An 18,371-nucleotide genomic window follows, 5' to 3' on the forward strand; every position below is an offset into this window, starting at 1 on the left:
TTTTTATTCCTGCTTTTTTGAGCTTATCCGCGTAGCGGACAAAGGCGAATGGCGTTGATTGCCGCATTACCCGTCAAATCATGATATTCCGGTGGTCTGGCGGGGCGTTCGAGCAGTTCTACCCGGTGGCCATGTTCCCGCAGCGCATCCGCGAATCGCGCCTGCAGATCGAACGGCGTATTGCGATCCTGCGGGTTGCCGATCACCAGGATCAACCGGAAGGGATCGGCGGCGATCCCGCTGATGTGGTCAAGGGGATCCCACGGGTGAGGAAGGCCGGTGGTATCCAGTGCCGGTGCCAGAGCGTTACCGTTTTGCAGGCGCATGCGCTGCGCCCGCTCCAGCAGCCCCCAGGCACCGGAGCTCAGCACCGCGCAGTCGATGTCCCGGCGGCCGGTAGTCAACAGCGCCGAGGCGGCGGTGGCACCTCCGCTGTGTCCGCTGAGAATAAAGCGCTGAATACCATAGCGGGCCTTGATAGCATTGAGGGCGGCATCGATAGCCTGGAACTCTTCCGCCTGACGACGGTGGTAATGGTTACCGCTGGAACCGTAGGTGCCGGGGCGGGCGAGAATGATGGTCGGCAACCCGGTCTGGCGTAGGATGGCCCGGGCCTGACGGCGTTGGTCGGCGGCGGTATTCCCCCGGATGGTGGCGGGTGGGCGCTTTATCTGCGAGACGCGGTCGCCTTTTAGTATCACCACCGCCAGCGGGGCGGCCTGCAGATTGCCTGCGCTGAAATAGCGCATACAGGCGTTGCCTTCAGGGTAGTGTACCCACACGGCATCGTCGCCGGTCGGGCAGTGCTGTCGGGAGGCTGGCTGGTTCCACAGCAGCGGCGTCTCAGCGTAAGCGAAAACGCTGATTAGCAGCAGGATCCATACCGCGAAACATCGACTCACACCACCGCCCCGGAAGAAACAATAGACATACAGAATACACAACTTGTCACACATAATGGTATTATCTGGTTAGGATTATTCTGACAGGGTTTCCTCAGGCGTTATCAGGAGTAAAAATGCCGCTCAGCCAATTACTGGCGCAAATCCGCCCGGCGATGGAATTGCTGGACGTCGCGCCCAAACCACCGATCTGCCCCACCTGGGCGATCTTTTTTAGTGCTTCCGATGGCCAAAGCCGTGCGCATGTTGTGCAAGGCTGTGGCGACACCTTCGATCACGTCTGGCAGCAGGGTGTACAGGCGCTGCTGCAGTGGCAGCAAAAGAGTGGGACGGAAGTTTGCTGGCTGCGCGTTGACCTTGTGGATCAGGTGCAGGCTTTGCGCTGGGATAACCTGCAAGCCCGCTTAGCCAAAACCAAACGCAACTATTTTCGCTTTGGCATCAGCCTGGATTCGGCGTTTCGCTACGCGATGCTGGAGCAGGAGATCGCGGCCAACGCGCTGCTCTATCACGGCGATCACGGCGTTGCCACGCCCAATGCCACTAATCTGGCCCATTTCTCCCGCCGCCGCTTCGGCGCCGTGCTGAGCTGGCCAGAGCAGCCTGACCAGACGCTCTGGCGCTTCACCACCCGGGCGCTCTTTTGCGACGGCGAGCAGGTGCTGCCCATCGAATCGACCGGACGTAACAGCGGCTACCGCCAGCTACCCGACTGGCAGGCGACAGCGCTTGAGCCGATGATCGCCTCCGCCACCGACTATCTTGCCCGCCAGATTACCCCTTCCGGGCGCTATCATTACGGCTGGTTCCCCTGTTTCGACCGCGCTATTCCCACTTATAACGCCTTGCGCCACGCCAGCTCCACCTATGCACTGCTCGAAGGCTGGGAAGTGACGCAGCAGCCTGAACAGTTCGCGGCAATCGAGCGGGCGCTCAACAACCTCTGCGCCAGCTTTATCCGTACTTACAGGCTTCCGGACGGCAGCGACGCCGATTTCCTGGTCGATACCGGGGATGAGATCAAGCTTGGCGGCAATGCGGTGTGTATTCTGGCGATGGCGAAATACAGCGAGCTGACCGGCGATGAGCGATATCTGGAACCGATGGCGCGGCTGGCGAACGGGATCGGCTTTATGCAGGATCCGCAGACGGGCGGCTTTGTCCATGTGCTGAATGCAGGGGATCTGTCCCTGAAGGCGGCGCACCGCATTATCTATTACGACGGGGAAGCCGCCTTTGCGCTGATGCGTCTTTACGGGCTGACCAAAGCACCGCGCTGGCTGGCAATGGTCGAACGGGCGATGGAGCACTTTATCGACCAGAAGCACTGGCAGGCGCACGATCACTGGCTCAGCTACTGCGTCAACGAGCTGACGATCTATCGGCCGCTGGAGCGCTATTACCAGTTTGGGCTGGATAACGTGCGCGATCATCTCGACTTCGTTCAGAACCGCGTCACCACTTATCCTACGCTGCTTGAGTTAATGATGGCGGCTTCACGGATGATCGCGCGGCTTGAGGCATCGCCGCATAAACATCTGCTGGCGGGCTTCGACATGACGGTGTTCAACCTGGCGCTGGAGAGCCGCGCCCGCTATCTGGCAAACGGCTTTTTCTGGCCGGAACTGGCGATGTTCTTTAAAAACCCGCCACGCATCGTCGGCAGCTTTTTTATTCGTCACCACAGCTATCGTGTGCGAATCGACGACGTTGAGCACTACCTTTCCGGCTATGTCGCGTACCGTAAGCGCTGGCTGGTCCGGTCAGGCGAGAAGTAAGTTAACGCCATGCGGCTTCCTCCTTCTCTTCTGGCGAGCTATCGACGCTGGCTGTCGCTCTGGCTGGTGCTGCTGCTGGTTATCTCTCCCGGGCTCGGCGCCGGGTGGGATTTCAGCGCCATCAGCACCCGTACCGAACGGCTCTATGGCCCGGCTACCCCCGCCGCCCGGCAGCGGATTGATGAGTGGGGCGCGTTGCTTAAACAGCCGTCGCAGGGCACGATCCATGACACGTTAGGTAATGACTCCAACTTATTGATAGTGTTTTATGTTCAGATAATGCCCGATGACTTTGTCATGCAGCTCCACCGATTTTGAGAACGACAGCGACTTCCGTCCCAGCCGTGCCAGGTGCTGCCTCAGATTCAGGTTATGCCGCTCAATTCGCTGCGTATATCGCTTGCTGATTACGTGCAGCTTTCCCTTCAGGCGGGATTCATACAGCGGCCAGCCATCCGTCATCCATATCACCACGTCAAAGGGTGACAGCAGGCTCATAAGACGCCCCAGCGTCGCCATAGTGCGTTCACCGAATACGTGCGCAACAACCGTCTTCCGGAGCCTGTCATACGCGTAAAACAGCCAGCGCTGGCGCGATTTAGCCCCGACATAGCCCCACTGTTCGTCCATTTCCGCGCAGACGATGACGTCACTGCCCGGCTGTATGCGCGAGGTTACCGACTGCGGCCTGAGTTTTTTAAATGGCGGAAAATCGTGTTGAGGCCAACGCCCATAATGCGGGCGGTTGCCCGGCATCCAACGCCATTCATGGCCATATCAATGATTTTCTGGTGCGTACCGGGTTGAGAAGCGGTGTAAGTGAACTGCAGTTGCCATGTTTTACGGCAGTGAGAGCAGAGATAGCGCTGATGTCCGGCAGTGCTTTTGCCGTTACGCACCACCCCGTCAGTAGCTGAACAGGAGGGACAGTTGATAGAAACAGAAGCCACTGGAGCACCTCAAAAACACCATCATACACTAAATCAGTAAGTTGGCAGCATCACCGACACGTTAAACCGGGTTAACCAGTTTTTTAACGCCCGCATGGCGTTTCGCGATGATATCGTCGTCTGGAAGCAGCAGGATTACTGGGCAACGCCAATTGAGTTTTTACGTCAGGGGGCAGGGGACTGCGAGGACTTTGCGCTGGCGAAATATTTTACCCTGCGCGAAATGGGCGTGCCGGCGAACCAGTTACGTATTACCTATGTTAAAGCACTCGAACTGAATCAGGCGCACATGGTGGTGACATGGTATTCCACCCCCACGGCAATCCCACTGGTTCTGGATAACCTGAAAACCGCCATCTTGCCTGCTACACAGCGTACCGACCTGCTTCCGGTCTACGCGTTTAACGGCGAAGGGCTATGGCTGCCGCAGTCCGGCGGCAACAAACGCGTGGGCGACAGCAAACGGCTCTCCCGCTGGCAGGATCTTCTCACCCGTATGCGTGCAGAAGGATTTGTAATTAATGAATAGGATAGGGCCATGTCTCTTTATAAACAGCTACTGATTGGCATCTGTTTATTTACGCTCGTCATTTTCTGCGGCAACTTTTTCGTTACCCTGGAAAGCTCACGGGAGCAGTACCGCAATCAGCTTAGCGCCCACGCGCAGGACGCGGCGACGGCACTGGGCGTGTCGCTGACCACCCATATCGACGATCCGACCATGACCGAACTGATGGTGAACTCCATCTTCGACAGCGGCTATTTCTATCGCATTCGCGTGATCGATATTAAAACCAATAAACCGATTATCGAGCGCAGCGACGTGCCGCAAAGCACCCGCGTACCGCAGTGGTTTGTGCGGCTGGTGAACCTCAGCCCCGGCGAAGGGGATGCCATTGTGATGCGGGGCTGGACGCAGGTCGCCCGGGTCGAAGTGGTCAGCCATCCGATGTTCGCCCTGGCCCGCCTGTGGAACAGTATCGTCGCCAGCTTTTTGTGGCTGATCGGCTGTAGCCTGCTGTTTGTGCTGGCGGCTACCCTGATGTTGAACCGCATTCTGCGTCCGCTTAACTATATTGCCGGGCAGGCGATGGCCATCTGCCGCCGCGAGTTTCTCAACATACAGGCGCTGCCGAAAACGCCTGAACTGCGCCGGGTGGTGGACGCCACCAACATGATGGTGACGCAGCTCAAGGTGTTATTCAGCGAGCAGGCCCGGCGTACCGAAGCGCTGCGTCAGGAGGCCTATCACGACAGCCTGACCGGTCTGAGCAACCGCCGGGCGTTTGATATGCAGCTCCAGTCACGCCTGAGTGATGAAGAGAACGCCGCTGGCCATATGATGCTGCTGCGGGTGCAGGATCTGATGGGGCTTAACCAGCGTCTGGGTGGGGCGAAATCCGATCAATTGCTGGTGGCCGTGGCGGATATCCTGAGCGGTCTGCAGCGCAACTATTTCCACAACGAGGGTTTTTTAGCCCGCGTACGCGGCGGGGAGTTTGCCATTATCGCCCCGCAGATCCTGGGCCAGGACCTTGATAATCTGCGCAACACCCTCAGCACCCAGCTGAAGGCGCTGTCTGAGATGGGCATGAGCGACGTAACGCCGGTGGCGCATTTTGCCATGGTGCCCTTTAACCCAGGCGATACGCCCCAGGCAGTACTGGCCCAGGCGGACCAGGCGCTGGCGAGAGCCGAAACCGAAATGCGCATCTTTGCAACGCCCGATACCGCATCGGCCACCGAGAGCGAAGACGATCATCACAGCTGGTACACCCGTCTGGACGCGGTGCTGATGAGCAGCGCCTTCGCGCTCTTCTCGCAGCCGGTCTACGCCTGCAACAACGCGCGTGAGGTGCTGCATCATAAGATCCTCGCGCGGATTAAAACCCCGGAGGGCGAGCTGGTGCCTGCGGGGCGCTTTATGCCGTGGATCCACCGGCTCAATCTCAGCCGCCGCATGGACATTGTGATGCTCCAGCAGACCCTAAGTGAGCTGGCAAAATCACCGCGTCCGCTGGCGCTGAGCATCAGCGGGGCCAGCGTCGCGGATGACCAGAGCCTGAATGCTCTGCTGCAGTCGCTGAAAAGCGCGCCGCAGCTGGCAACCTGGCTGACGTTTGAGCTGGATGAGAATGAGCTGCCCGATGTCGAGCGGGTGAACGTTCTGGTCAGCCGCCTGAAGGCGTTGGGGTGTCGTCTGGGGATCCAGCACTTTGGCGGACGCTTCCACCTTATCGGCAATTTGCCGCAATGGGGCCTGGCCTGGATTAAGGTTGATGGCAGTTATATTCGCGATATAGACAGCGAGGACGATAAAAAACTGTTTATTGAGGCTATTTACTGGGCCGCCCGTCAGATAAATCTTCCTTTAATTGCCGAGCGAGTGGAAACGGCAGGTGAACTGGCGATCCTCGAAAAAATGGGGCTGTATGGCGCAATGGGGCGCTATTTTGCTGATGCCAGTACGCTGGGTGGAAATTAACCTCACAGGTTATACAGAGGCTGAATATGTATTACGTAGAACGCGATACGGAAAGACGAATAATTCGGGTGGAATTGACACCTTTTTCCGCAATGACAGAACAGCACGATCTCTGTACGCCCGAGATTGACGAGTGGTTGCGCCAGCGTGAGATCCGCGAAGCCACGCTGTATCAGCTGCGGCAAAGCGACCTTGAGATGGTGCGTGTGCTTGAGGATCTGATCGAGGTTCTGATGAGTAAAGGGGTTATCACCATTACTGACCTGCCGCCTGCCGCACAGGCCAAACTCACCAGCCGTGCGCAGGCGCGTCGCTCGCTGAGTGGTCTGGAAGGGTTAATCGCGGATGAGGACGAGGGGCTTATTTAGCCTCTTTTGCGTACCGGGATTAATCAACAGTTAATAGGGGGATATTTCCCTGGCTCCCTATTTTGATAGTACAGATCTTTTTAGTTTCCTGTTTATTCATGGCATCTATTAATATAGCGCCCTGATCCGTATCTGCATCAATAAATCTGGTGCATAAAGGCGTATTGTAGTCATAGTTGCACAGCATATTACTAATACAGATTAAATACTCTTTTAGCATTCTAAGCCTGAGAAATGGATGAATTGGGCAAGAAAAAGATTGAGGGAGACAATATATGAGTGGCGTATCCGGGATTGTCAAAGCAGTAATCGGGCAGGTATTTGCCGTCAGCCCTGACGGCAGTAAGCGTTTGCTGACCGAAGGCGACCGCGTTCTCGAAGGAGAACAAGTCCAGACGGGAGCGGCTGGCGCAATTACCTTATCTTTGCCGGATGGCAAACAACTGGATCTGGGGCGTGACAGTCAGTGGGATAGTTCAGGGCACATAGTGGCAGAGGCCACAGCGACCCAGCAGCAGGACGTGGCAGCCATCCAGCAGGCTATTGCCGACGGGCAGGACCCGACGCAAACCCTGGAAGCGACAGCAGCTGGTCCGCAATCCGGTAATTCTGGCGGCGAGCCAGGCGGCAGCGGCGGCGGGTCACATACCCACGTCGTGCTCGATCTTACCGGCGAAATTGTTGATCCCACTGCGGGTTACCCAACGATCGGCCTGGATTTCCCCGATGATGAGCCCCCGGAAGAATTAACGCTGCTCGATATTGATGATTCAGATGCGGATGCGGATGCAGATGCAGATGCCGATGCGGATTCTGATGCAGATGCCGATTCTGACGCTGACGCGGATTCTGATGCTGACGCGGATGCGGATGCAGATGCTGACGCTGATGCTGATGCGGACGCCGATTCTGATGCGGATGCTGACGCGGATTCGGATGCAGACGCGGATGCCGATGCGGATTCTGATGCCGATGCCGATGCTGATGCGGATTCTGATTCCGATGCCGATGCGGACGCCGATGCCGATGCCGATGCGGATGCCGATGCGGATGCGGATGCCGACGCAGATGCTGATGCTGATGCTGATGCTGATGCCGATGCCGATGCCGATGCGGACGCTGATGCCGATGCGGACGCTGATGCCGATGCGGATGCCGATGCTGATGCCGATGCGGATGCCGATGCTGATGCAGACGCCGACGCCGATGCTGATGCAGACGCCGATGCGGATTCTGACGCTGATGCGGATGCCGATGCAGATGCTGATGCGGACGCTGACGCCGATGCTGATGCGGATTCTGATTCCGATGCGGACGCCGATGCCGATGCGGACGCTGATGCGGACTCTGACGCCGACGCAGATGCGGATTCTGACGCAGATGCCGATTCTGATGCAGATGCGGACGCAGATGCGGATTCCGATTCTGATGCCGACGCGGATGCGGATGCGGATGCAGATTCCGACGCTGATGCCGATGCAGATGCAGATGCGGACGCAGATGCCGACGCTGACGCAGATGCGGACGCAGATGCGGATTCCGATTCTGATGCCGACGCGGATGCGGATGCCGATTCTGATGCCGATGCAGATGCTGATGCGGACGCGGATGCAGATTCGGACGCTGACGCCGATGCTGATGCGGATTCTGACTCCGACGCGGACGCAGATGCGGATTCCGATTCTGATGCCGACGCGGATGCGGATGCGGATGCAGATTCCGATGCCGATGCCGATGCCGATGCAGATGCGGACGCAGATGCGGATTCCGATTCTGATGCCGACGCGGATGCGGATGCCGATGCGGATTCTGATGCCGACGCCGACGCCGACGCCGACGCTGATGCGGATGCCGATTCTGACGCTGACGCTGATTCCGATGCGGATGCGGATGCCGATGCGGACGCTGATGCCGACGCCGACGCCGACGCCGACGCTGATGCGGATGCCGATTCTGACGCTGACGCTGATTCCGATGCAGATGCCGATGCAGATGCAGATGCAGATGCCGATTCTGATGCAGATGCAGATGCGGATGCTGATGCCGATGCCGATGCCGATGCCGATGCCGATGCCGATGCCGATGCCGATGCCGATGCCGATGCCGATGCCGACGCGGATGCCGATGCAGATGCAGACGCCGATGCGGATTCTGACGCCGATGCCGATGCGGACGCTGATGCGGATGCGGATTCTGACGCTGATGCGGATGCGGACGCCGATGCCGATGCTGATGCGGATGCTGATGCTGATGCCGACGCCGATGCGGATGCTGATGCTGATGCCGACGCCGATGCGGACGCTGATTCTGATTCCGATGCAGACGCTGATGCCGATGCGGATTCTGACGCGGATGCGGATGCAGATTCCGATGCAGATGCCGATGCAGATGCAGATGCAGATGCAGATGCAGATGCAGATGCAGATGCAGATGCAGATGCAGATGCAGATGCAGATGCGGATGCAGATGCGGATGCTGATGCCGATGCCGATGCCGATGCCGATGCCGATGCCGATGCCGACGCGGATGCCGATGCAGATGCAGACGCCGATGCGGATTCTGACGCCGATGCCGATGCGGACGCTGATGCGGATGCGGATTCTGACGCTGATGCGGATGCGGACGCCGATGCCGATGCTGATGCGGATGCTGATGCTGATGCCGACGCCGATGCGGACGCTGATTCTGATTCCGATGCAGACGCTGATGCCGATGCGGATTCTGACGCGGATGCGGATGCAGATTCCGATGCAGATGCCGATGCAGATGCTGATGCAGATGCAGATGCCGATTCTGATGCAGATGCAGATGCAGATGCAGATGCAGATGCAGATGCGGATGCTGATGCCGATGCCGATGCCGATGCCGATGCCGATGCCGATGCCGACGCGGATGCCGATGCAGATGCAGACGCCGATGCGGATTCTGACGCCGATGCCGATGCGGACGCTGATGCCGATGCCGATGCCGATGCAGACGCCGATGCGGATTCTGACGCCGATGCCGATGCGGACGCTGATGCGGATTCTGACGCTGATGCGGATGCGGACGCCGATGCCGATGCCGATGCTGATGCGGATGCTGATGCCGACGCCGATGCGGACGCTGATTCTGATTCCGATGCAGACGCTGATGCCGATGCGGATTCTGACGCGGATGCGGATGCAGATTCCGACGCTGATGCGGATGCCGATTCTGACGCTGACGCTGATTCCGATGCGGATGCGGATGCCGATGCGGACGCTGATGCCGACGCTGATTCCGATGCCGATGCAGATGCAGATGCAGATGCAGATGCAGATGCGGATGCTGATGCAGATGCCGATGCCGATGCCGATGCCGATGCCGACGCGGATGCCGACGCGGATGCCGATGCAGATGCAGACGCCGATGCGGATTCTGACGCCGATGCCGATGCCGATGCAGATGCAGACGCCGATGCGGATTCTGACGCCGATGCCGATGCGGACGCTGATGCGGACTCTGACGCAGATGCGGATGCGGATGCGGATGCGGATGCGGATGCAGATGCAGATGCGGATTCAGATGCGGACGCCGACGCGGATGCCGACGCCGATTCTGATGCAGATGCGGACGCGGATGCGGATGCCGACGCGGATGCGGACGCTGATGCGGACGCTGATGCCGACGCTGATGCAGATGCAGATGCAGATTCTGATGCTGACGCTGATTCGGATGCAGATGCAGATGCAGATGCCGATTCTGATGCAGATGCGGACGCAGATGCGGATGCCGATTCTGATGCAGATGCGGACGCAGATGCCGATGCCGATGCCGATGCCGATGCGGATTCCGATGCAGATGCTGATGCTGACGCGGATTCTGATGCCGACGCCGACGCCGACGCCGACGCCGATGCTGATGCTGATGCCGATTCTGATGCCGACGCCGACGCGGATGCCGATGCGGACTCTGATTCCGACGCCGACGTCAAACTGACCGTTACCGTCACTCCAGGCAGTAAGACGACCGAGACGACAGATGACCAGATCATCCACGTTAACGGCGGCAGCGGCGATCCTAACGGTTACGACATCCAGAACGGCGTGATTGTTGCGATCGGCAGCAACGTACATGTCTGGCTGACCCCGGATAGCCCGGACGGCAAGATCCAGGGCGACTTTGTGCCTAAAGCCGACAGCCCGGACCAGATCCACTACTACAACAGCCAGGGTAACGCCAACGCCAATAACGGCGACAAGACCTATACCGATATCTTTGTGGTCGGTGACCATACGGGTGGCTATTACCAGCAGGGTGACTGGCCGCAGGATCGCTATGAATTCCGGCCGCTCAACGGCATCACTGGCAACCAGGGCTTACCGCAAAGCAGCGTGGGTAAGGACTATATCTTTGTTCAGGGGAATGAGGCTGACTACACCGTTACCGGTGTCGACCATCCACAGAATGGTAAAAACAACGATATAGATAACCTGCATGTGGTTGATAACGAGACCGGGAAGTCACCGTTCCAGAATGCCAACGGCATCGAAGGCGTTGTTTTTGGTGACGGACCCTCCTCCACGCACGGCGGCAATACCACCGTCAGCTATACGGTGACGCTGAATCTGGATGTCAATCTCGAAAGCTCAGACAGCAGCGATCACCTTAACAGCATCACCCTGAGCGGTATCCCGGAAAACGCGACCTTTACCGGCAACTATGCGAGCGTCAGCTACAACGCCGAAGAGAAGAGCTACACCCTGACCTTTGACAACGACACCTCGCACTTCAACGGCCAGGTGAGCGTTGAGCTGCCGGACGGTCAGAGCGATTTCGGGGAGATCGGGCTGAAAGTGGACTCTACCGCCTTCGATCAACACGAAACCGACTTCACCGTTGACGGGAAAGAGGGCGGAACGTTTGTCAGCGAAAGCCACGGTGGAGAAGAGCACGCCGATGATAACGTTGACGATCACCCTCTGATGGCTGACCACAGCGTTGAGGAGAATCATGTTGAAAGCGACAGTGAAGAGAATCACAAGCAGACGAGCAGCCTGACGGCTGATGAGCATGACGCCGACCACGCTCTGGCGAACGGGGATCACGCCGCATCGTTAATCGATGACGACAACCTGATGCTCAATACCAGCAGTGTGGATAACAACGGCACGCCAACGGTCGATAATGCGCAAAGCGAAAATCTCACGCTCCAGAGTACGGATCAGGAGGAGCAGCTGAACTTTAGCGATCTCATTCATGATGAAGAGCATAACGATCTCAGCACGCTGATCCAGGCGGGGCCGCAGAGCGACACGGCGGAGGGCCCGGCGGAGGTCGAGCATGTTCCTGCTGAAGGCGGTGAGATCGCCGGAACGGAGGGGTATGACGCGGGTAACGACACGATGCTCGACAGTCTGATCGCCAAACCGGAAGAGCACGCCTGACTGGCGCCGCGCAGGGCTGGTCTGGCACTGCGCGGCAAACATTATTCAGGACAGACGAGGGATCCCGTCTGTCCGCAAAATCGCAGGGTACATTTTTCCCCCTCTCTCTGATGGGGTTTCTCTGGTGAATATTGACCAATAATCAAGGGATATGAAGGAAAAAATAAGATGAAACAGTATAGTCAGTTCGTTATAGGGGCTACCCTGGCGCTGAGCGCCACATATAGCCAGGCCACGACCCTGGAACAGGCCGTGAAAGAGAGCCTGTTATGGCATCCGGAAGTTAACGCCTCGGTAAACAGCCGCTATTCCGCCGATCAGGATCTCCGCGCCGCCAAAGGCGGCTATCTCCCGACCCTGGATCTCACCGCCGGTACCGGCTGGGAACAAACCGATAACGCCAGCACCCGCGGGGCAGGCGATCATCTGCGTGATTTGCACCGCAGCGAGTCCGCCATCAATCTGCGCCAGAACGTCTTCAACGGTTTTGCCACCACCAGCGAAGTGGGCCGCCAGAAAGCGACGGTCAACTCCCGCGCCTGGACGGTAATGAATACCAGTGAATCCACCGCCCTGCAGGCGATCCAGAGCTATCTCGATGTGCTGATGCGCCAGAAGATGGTGGCGCTGGCAGAAGATAACCTGAAGAATCACGAGCGCGTGTTCGATCAGATCCGTCTGCGTACCGAGCAGGGGGTGGGGCGTCAGGCAGACTTTGAGCAGGCTCAGGCTCGTCTGGCCCAGGCGCGCAACAACCTGCTGACCGAGCAAACTAACCTCGAAGACGCTCGCGCTAACTACCAGAGCATCACCGGCAAAGAGCCTGACACTCTCGTCATGCCCGCCAAAATCGCGGTACCCGCCTCGCTGGAGGCCGCGCGGACCGTCATGCTGGCGAACAATCCGCTGCTGAAACAGGCCGATGCCGATGTGGAAGCGACCCGCCAGCAGTACGAGGCGGCAAAATCGCGCTTTTATCCGGATGTGAATGTCGAAGTCGGGCGCACCATGGATAACAACATCGATGGGACCCGCGGCCACAGCCAGGAGTGGCAGGCGATGCTGCGCATGCGTTACAACCTCTATAACGGCGGCAGCGACCAGGCGACACTCACTTCTTACGCCTACAAAATGAAAGAGGCGCAGGATGTGAAAAATAACGCCCAGCGTCAGCTGAACGAAGAGCTGCGTCTGGCCTGGAACGCCCTGAAAAACGCCGGGCAGCAGGTGCCGATCGCCAAAGAGTACGCCGATCGCAGCGTGCAGGTACGTAGCGCCTACCAGGAACAGTTCAGCCTTGGCGACCGGACCTTGCTCGATATGCTGGACAGCGAAAACGAGGTGTTCAGCGCCCAGCGCCGCTACGTCGAGCTGCAGTTTGTCGACATGTTTACCACCTACCGCATCAGCGCCCGTACCGGCGAACTGCTTAAGAGCCTGAATATTCAGCCGCCGACGGCAGCGGAGCCGCTCGGGCAAGCGAAATCTTCCCAGGCAGAACTGCCTGAATTAAAGTAAGACGCCCTGAGAGGCTGACGGGGTTGTTGCTGGCAGAGATAACGGCAACAACCCTCTCTTTTTTTATCTGCGGTTCCCGTCCGCAGAACACTGAGGCAGAGAATGACGCCTGATATTGACTCCTCTGATCGCATCGAGATGGCCCCGCAGGCGCAGGGCAGGCAGGATCCGCGGCAAAGCCATGACGATCCCCTGCTGGATGCGCTGATGATCGTCTGTAAATTGCATAACATTGTCACCAGCCGCAACGTCCTGACCGCAGGGTTGCCGCTGGCAGCCCACACCCTGACGACAGAGACCTTTCCCCGCGCCGCCGGACGGGCCGGGCTCAAGGCGCGAGTGGTGCAGCGTGGGCTTGAAAACATCACCGCGCTCTCTCTGCCTGCCATTCTCCTGCTGAAGAACAATCAGGCCGCGGTGCTGATTGGCTGGGATTCGCAGCAGCGCGCCCGGCTGCTGCCCAGTGAAACGGAGGGCGGTGAGATCACCGTGTCGCCAGAGACGCTGGCGGAGAATTACAGCGGCCGGGTGATTTTTATCTCTCCGGAGCATGAGTTTGATGCCCAGCCGACGGCCACTCTTCCGCGTACCAAAGCCTGGTTCCAGGATACGCTCAAACTGTCGAAATCCCTCTACCTGGATGCGGTGGTCGCCAGTTTCCTCGTCAACCTGGTGGCGCTCAGCGCCCCGCTGTTTGTGATGAACGTTTATGACCGGGTGGTGCCTAATCAGGCCACCGCCACGCTGTGGGTGCTGGCGATTGGCATCAGCATTGCCTTTGTGTTCGACTTTGTGCTGAAGATCCTGCGGGGAATTTGCCTCGATCTGGCGGGCAAAAAAACCGACCTGGTGGTCTCCTCGGCGCTGTTCGAGCGGCTGCTGGGGATGAAGATGAAGCTCCGCCCGCAGCGGGTGGGCAGCTTTGCGCAGAATTTCCAGGAGTTCCAGTCGATTCGTGATTTTCTGTCGTCGCTGACGCTGACCGCCTTTATCGATCTGCCCTTTACCCTGCTGATCCTGCTGGTCATTGGCATCATCGGCGGCCCGCTGGTGTTTATCCCGCTGCTCGCTTATCCGCTGGCGCTGCTGGTGAACTGGTTGATCCAGCGCCCGCTGATGTCGCGTGTCAGGAAAACCTATCAGCTCTCTAACGAACGCCAGGCGATGCTGGTGGAGACACTCACCGGCCTGGATGCCATCAAAATCAACAACGCCCAGAGCGAGCGTCAGTATCAGTGGGAGCACCTCACCGGTCAGCTGAACAAGCTGGAACTGCGGGTGAAGTCGCTCTCCTATGTGGCGGTGAACTTTACTGCCTGGCTGCAGCAGTTCAGCGGCGTGGCCCTGATCGTGGTCGGGGTCTACATCATTATCGGCGGCAACCTGAGCATGGGCGGGCTGATTGCCTGCTATCTGTTGCACCGTCGCGCCATGATGCCCATCGGCCAGCTGTGCAGCCTGATCACCCGCTACCAGCGCGCGCGCATGACCAAGGCCACCATTGACCGGATGATGGATCTTGAGCAGGAGGTGCAGGACGACGAAGTGCCGCTGAAGCGGGAAACCCTCTCCGGCGCCATTGAGCTGCGCGATGTGACCTTTATCTATCCTGGCAATCAGTATGCCTCGCTCAGCAACGTCTCGCTGACGATCCAGCCCGGGGAGAAGGTGGGGATCATCGGCCGCAGTGGGTCCGGGAAAAGCTCGCTGGCGAAACTGCTGGTCGGCTTTTACCAGCCGGACAGCGGGAATGTGCTGATCGACGGCATTGATGCCCGTCAGATCGATGTTCACGATTTGCGGCACAATATCGGCTACGCGCCACAGGATATTCATCTGTTCAGCGGCACCCTGCGGGAGAACCTGGTGTATGGCGCCAGCTACGTTGATGACGAAACCATGCTGCGGGTGGCCACCCTGACCGGGGTGCACGAGTTTGCCCGTCGTCACCCCTCCGGTTACAACATGCAGGTGGGTGAGCGGGGAATGAGCCTTTCCGGCGGCCAGCGACAGGCTGTCGCCCTGGCGCGGGCGCTACTGCTCGACCCGCCGGTGCTGTTGATGGACGAACCCACTAGCTCCATGGATAACACCAGCGAAGATCTGATCAAAAAGGCACTTGCGCCGGTGATTGCCAACAAAACGCTGCTGATGGTCACCCACCGTGCGTCGCTGCTGACGCTGGTGGATCGTCTGATTATTGTCGACAACGGCAAAATCATTGCCGATGGCCCGAAAGAGAGCGTCATGAGTGCGCTGAAGAAGGGACAAATTCATGCGAATCGTTGAGATGCTTAGCCGCCTGATGAGCTGGCTGTCAGGAGATAAACAGCCCGCGCCGTTTACCACCAACGAGGTTAACAAAGCGTTGCTGGATGATGCCCCCCGGGTGGTACGCGTCACGCTGTGGGCAATCTTCGCCTTCTTTATCGTCATGATCCTCTGGGCATCGCTGGCCAGCATTGATGAAGTCACACGCGGGGAAGGGCGGGCGATCCCCTCGTCCCGTCTGCAGAAAGTGCAGAACCTCGAAGGGGGGATCGTCGCCGAAGTCTTTGTGCATGAAGGCGAGGTGGTGAAGGCCGGCGCGCCGCTGCTGCGCCTGGATGATACTCAGTTTCGTTCCAACGCCGGGGAGAGCGAGGCCGATCGGCTGGCGCTGCAGGCGCGCATCCAGCGTCTGACCGCGCAGCTGAACGATGCCACAACCCTGACCCTGGCGCCGGAGATAGTGAAGCAGGCGCCGGAGATCGCCAGCGGTGAGATGGAGCTTTTCGCCAGCGTGAACAAACGCATTCAGAGCGAACTGGCGGGGCTCAACGAACAGCTTATCCAGAAGAAGCAGGAGCTGCTCGACTTCCAGGGCAAGGCCAGCCAGTACCGTCGTAGCCTGGGGCTGCAACAGCAGGAGGTCGCCATGTCTGAACCGCTGGTGGCGAAAGGGGCGATCTCAAAAGTCGAAGTGCTCCGTCTGCGTCGTGGCGTGGTAGAAACCCAGGGACAGCTCGACTCCGTGACACTCGCTATCCCGCGGGCGGAAGCGGCCATCAAGGAGATTGAGAGCAAAGTCAGTGAAACGCGGGGGCGTTATCGCAGCGAGGCGCTGGGGCAGCTCAACGAGGCGCGAACCGATCTCAGCAAAATAGAGGCCTCGGGCAAGGCGATTTCTGACCGGGTGAACCGTACCCTGGTCACCTCCCCGGTGCGCGGCGTGGTGCAGCAGCTGATGGTCAACACCATCGGCGGGGTGATCCAGCCGGGCAAAGACCTGGTGGAGATTGTGCCGCTGGACGACAAGCTGCTGGTGGAGGCCAAAATCCGTCCGCAGGACATTGCGTTTTTACGTCCGGGCCAGGAAGCAACGGTGAAGTTCACTGCCTACGACTACACCATCTATGGCGGTCTGAAAGGGACGCTGGAGCAGATCAGCCCCGACACGGTAACCGACAAAGATGGGAAGAGTTTTTACGTGATTCGCCTGCGCACCGATAAAAACCATCTCGGCACGGATGAAAAGCCGCTGTTAATTATTCCGGGAATGGTGGCGTCGGTGGATATTATTACCGGTAAGAAAACGGTGATGGCCTATCTGCTGAAACCGATTCTGCGCGCCAGAGCGGAGGCGTTCCACGAACGCTAATAAGTATGGAGAAAGGCCACCTCGCCGGGAGGTGGCCTTTAAGTGTTACCACATCAAATCGTCAGGCACGACAAAATCAGCGTACGGATCGTCTTCATCCTTCGCTTCCTGCGTCAGTTCGCCGCTGAAGACGATATAGCTCGCATCACGCTGGATAATTTTATTCGCCACAACGGCAGGGATGATGGCGTATTCGCTCTCGCGACCCGCTTCAGCAACCAGACGCGCAATCGCCAGACGGCCATTGATCAGCTGTTTTTGCGTGATTTTATCCACAGTGATTTTTTTAATCAGATTGCCGTCGGTGAAGTTAAAGCCGATATCGCCTTTGGCAATGACGATGCGGTTCATCTCAATCAACTGCTTGATCTGCGCCTTATACTCTTTTGCCAGCGTCGCCTGCTTTTGCTGTTCGCTAAGCTCTTTGTCGCGCTCAATTTGCGCCTGCTTATTCGCTTCTACCGCTTCCCGGGCCTCACGCGCCTGGACGCGGGACTTTTTGGCGGTGCGCTGCACTTTTTCCAGCTTTTTACTGCTGACTAAGCCAGCTTTCAGCATCTGCTCTTGTAGTGTGAGTTTGGTCATCGTCGTTTCTGAAATCTGTCAAATGATTGGCAGATTATACCCTGAAGCGTGAGGGGCGTGCCAGGCGATGGTCGCTCAGGGCACACTATTCAGGACAGCTGTAGTTCCGTGGCGTCTGTCACCTGAGCAAAATCGGCCGCAAGTAGCGCAAGGGTAACATCATGAATGACTTTTGCGCTGAGCTGAGATTGTCTCAGTTCAAAACTGAGCACCGCATCTTTTACTACCGTCATCTTTAACCCAAGGTCGGCACCCATTCTGACGGTGGAGTTAACGCAAAATCCTGCCACCGCGCCAATAACAACAACCTCTGAAATCTGCGCGTCCTGAAGATAAGGCATTAATTCCGTTGAGCTGAACGCGGAAGAGGTGTGTTTGATAAAGACCGGTTCGTTCGCTAATTCTTTGAAGGCGTCCAGAGGTAAGCTGGATGGCGAGTGGGGATGGAAAAGCGAGCCCTGTTCAGGCGTCTGGTGGCGAACGTGGATGACGGGACGGCCTGATTTTCTGAATTTTTCAATTACAGAGGTCATGTTTTCAATGCTGTTATGCGGGAAGTAATCCACGCCCTGCTGAATTCTTTCCGTGACAAAATTCTGCATATCGATGATGAGTAGTGCTTTTGGCATTTGACCCTCTGTAAAACGGATGAGTGGCAGGATGAGCTGCGCTCACGGGCAAGTAAACTGCCTCTCATGTGAACGAGACCGTTAAAGAATATCCGTTTTGCTCAGGGG

The 18,371-nt window shown here is 58.1% G+C and carries 12 protein-coding genes and 1 pseudogene; 9 read left to right on the top strand and 4 right to left on the bottom strand.

What is annotated here, in order from left to right; genetic code table 11:
* Positions 1-23: 23 nt before the first annotated feature.
* On the bottom strand, positions 24-902 hold the full coding sequence (locus DVA43_RS01365) for a S9 family peptidase (protein WP_114314337.1): 879 nt from the start codon (positions 900-902) through the stop codon (positions 24-26).
* A gap of 116 nt (positions 903-1,018) precedes the next feature.
* On the opposite strand from DVA43_RS01365, the gene DVA43_RS01370 reads away from it, so the two are divergent.
* Positions 1,019-2,680 (top strand): Mur ligase, encoded by a 1,662-nt coding sequence (locus tag DVA43_RS01370; RefSeq protein WP_114314338.1) that lies wholly within the window; start codon positions 1,019-1,021, stop codon positions 2,678-2,680.
* A 9-nt stretch (positions 2,681-2,689) separates the two neighbouring features.
* Positions 2,690-2,998, top strand: a complete 309-nt coding sequence (locus DVA43_RS24440; protein ID WP_147271004.1) for a hypothetical protein — start codon at positions 2,690-2,692, stop codon at positions 2,996-2,998.
* Here DVA43_RS24440 and DVA43_RS01375 read toward each other — a convergent pair.
* Positions 2,933-3,630 (bottom strand): IS1-like element IS1B family transposase gene (locus DVA43_RS01375; RefSeq protein WP_227525589.1). Its coding sequence is split into 2 segments (ribosomal slippage): positions 2,933-3,381 and positions 3,381-3,630, totalling 699 coding nucleotides; the frame shifts between segments, so codons are not numbered across the junction. The two genes, DVA43_RS24440 and DVA43_RS01375, sit on opposite strands and share 66 nt — an antisense overlap.
* A 61-nt stretch (positions 3,631-3,691) precedes the next feature.
* Here DVA43_RS01375 and DVA43_RS01385 point away from each other — a divergent pair.
* The 7 genes and pseudogenes from DVA43_RS01385 to DVA43_RS01420 all read left to right on the top strand — a co-directional run.
* Positions 3,692-4,159, top strand: a pseudogene (locus DVA43_RS01385) (transglutaminase-like cysteine peptidase); the annotation flags it as partial.
* Between the two features lie 9 nt (positions 4,160-4,168).
* Entirely contained in the window at positions 4,169-6,115 is a 1,947-nt protein-coding gene (gene lapD, locus DVA43_RS01390) for a cyclic di-GMP receptor LapD (protein WP_114314340.1), read from the top strand.
* A 68-nt stretch (positions 6,116-6,183) separates the two neighbouring features.
* A complete protein-coding gene (locus DVA43_RS01395; RefSeq protein WP_313141854.1) occupies positions 6,184-6,483 on the top strand; it encodes a tryptophan synthase subunit beta in 300 nt (99 codons plus the stop codon).
* Between the two features lie 275 nt (positions 6,484-6,758).
* Positions 6,759-11,891, top strand: coding sequence for a hypothetical protein (locus tag DVA43_RS24865; protein ID WP_210406694.1), 5,133 nt, complete (start codon positions 6,759-6,761; stop codon positions 11,889-11,891).
* A gap of 168 nt (positions 11,892-12,059) precedes the next feature.
* Entirely contained in the window at positions 12,060-13,409 is a 1,350-nt protein-coding gene (locus DVA43_RS01410; RefSeq protein ID WP_114314343.1) for a TolC family outer membrane protein, read from the top strand.
* 138 nt (positions 13,410-13,547) lie between these two features.
* Positions 13,548-15,698 carry a type I secretion system permease/ATPase gene (locus tag DVA43_RS01415; protein WP_246842303.1) on the top strand — a complete coding sequence of 717 codons (2,151 nt, stop codon included), beginning with the start codon at positions 13,548-13,550 and terminating at the stop codon, positions 15,696-15,698.
* Entirely contained in the window at positions 15,685-17,049 is a 1,365-nt protein-coding gene (locus DVA43_RS01420; RefSeq protein ID WP_114314345.1) for an HlyD family type I secretion periplasmic adaptor subunit, read from the top strand. Before DVA43_RS01415 ends, DVA43_RS01420 begins: the two co-directional genes overlap by 14 nt.
* Before the next feature lie 45 nt (positions 17,050-17,094).
* Here DVA43_RS01420 and DVA43_RS01425 read toward each other — a convergent pair whose 3' ends face one another.
* Positions 17,095-17,634: a DUF2058 domain-containing protein gene (locus DVA43_RS01425; RefSeq protein WP_114314346.1), complete on the bottom strand. Its 540-nt coding sequence runs from the start codon at positions 17,632-17,634 to the stop codon at positions 17,095-17,097.
* A gap of 89 nt (positions 17,635-17,723) precedes the next feature.
* Positions 17,724-18,263 carry a cysteine hydrolase family protein gene (locus tag DVA43_RS01430; RefSeq protein WP_114314347.1) on the bottom strand — a complete coding sequence of 180 codons (540 nt, stop codon included), beginning with the start codon at positions 18,261-18,263 and terminating at the stop codon, positions 17,724-17,726.
* Between the last annotated feature and the right edge of the window lie 108 nt (positions 18,264-18,371).

Source organism: Leclercia sp. W6, assembly GCF_003336345.1.
GTDB lineage: Bacteria > Pseudomonadota > Gammaproteobacteria > Enterobacterales > Enterobacteriaceae > Enterobacter.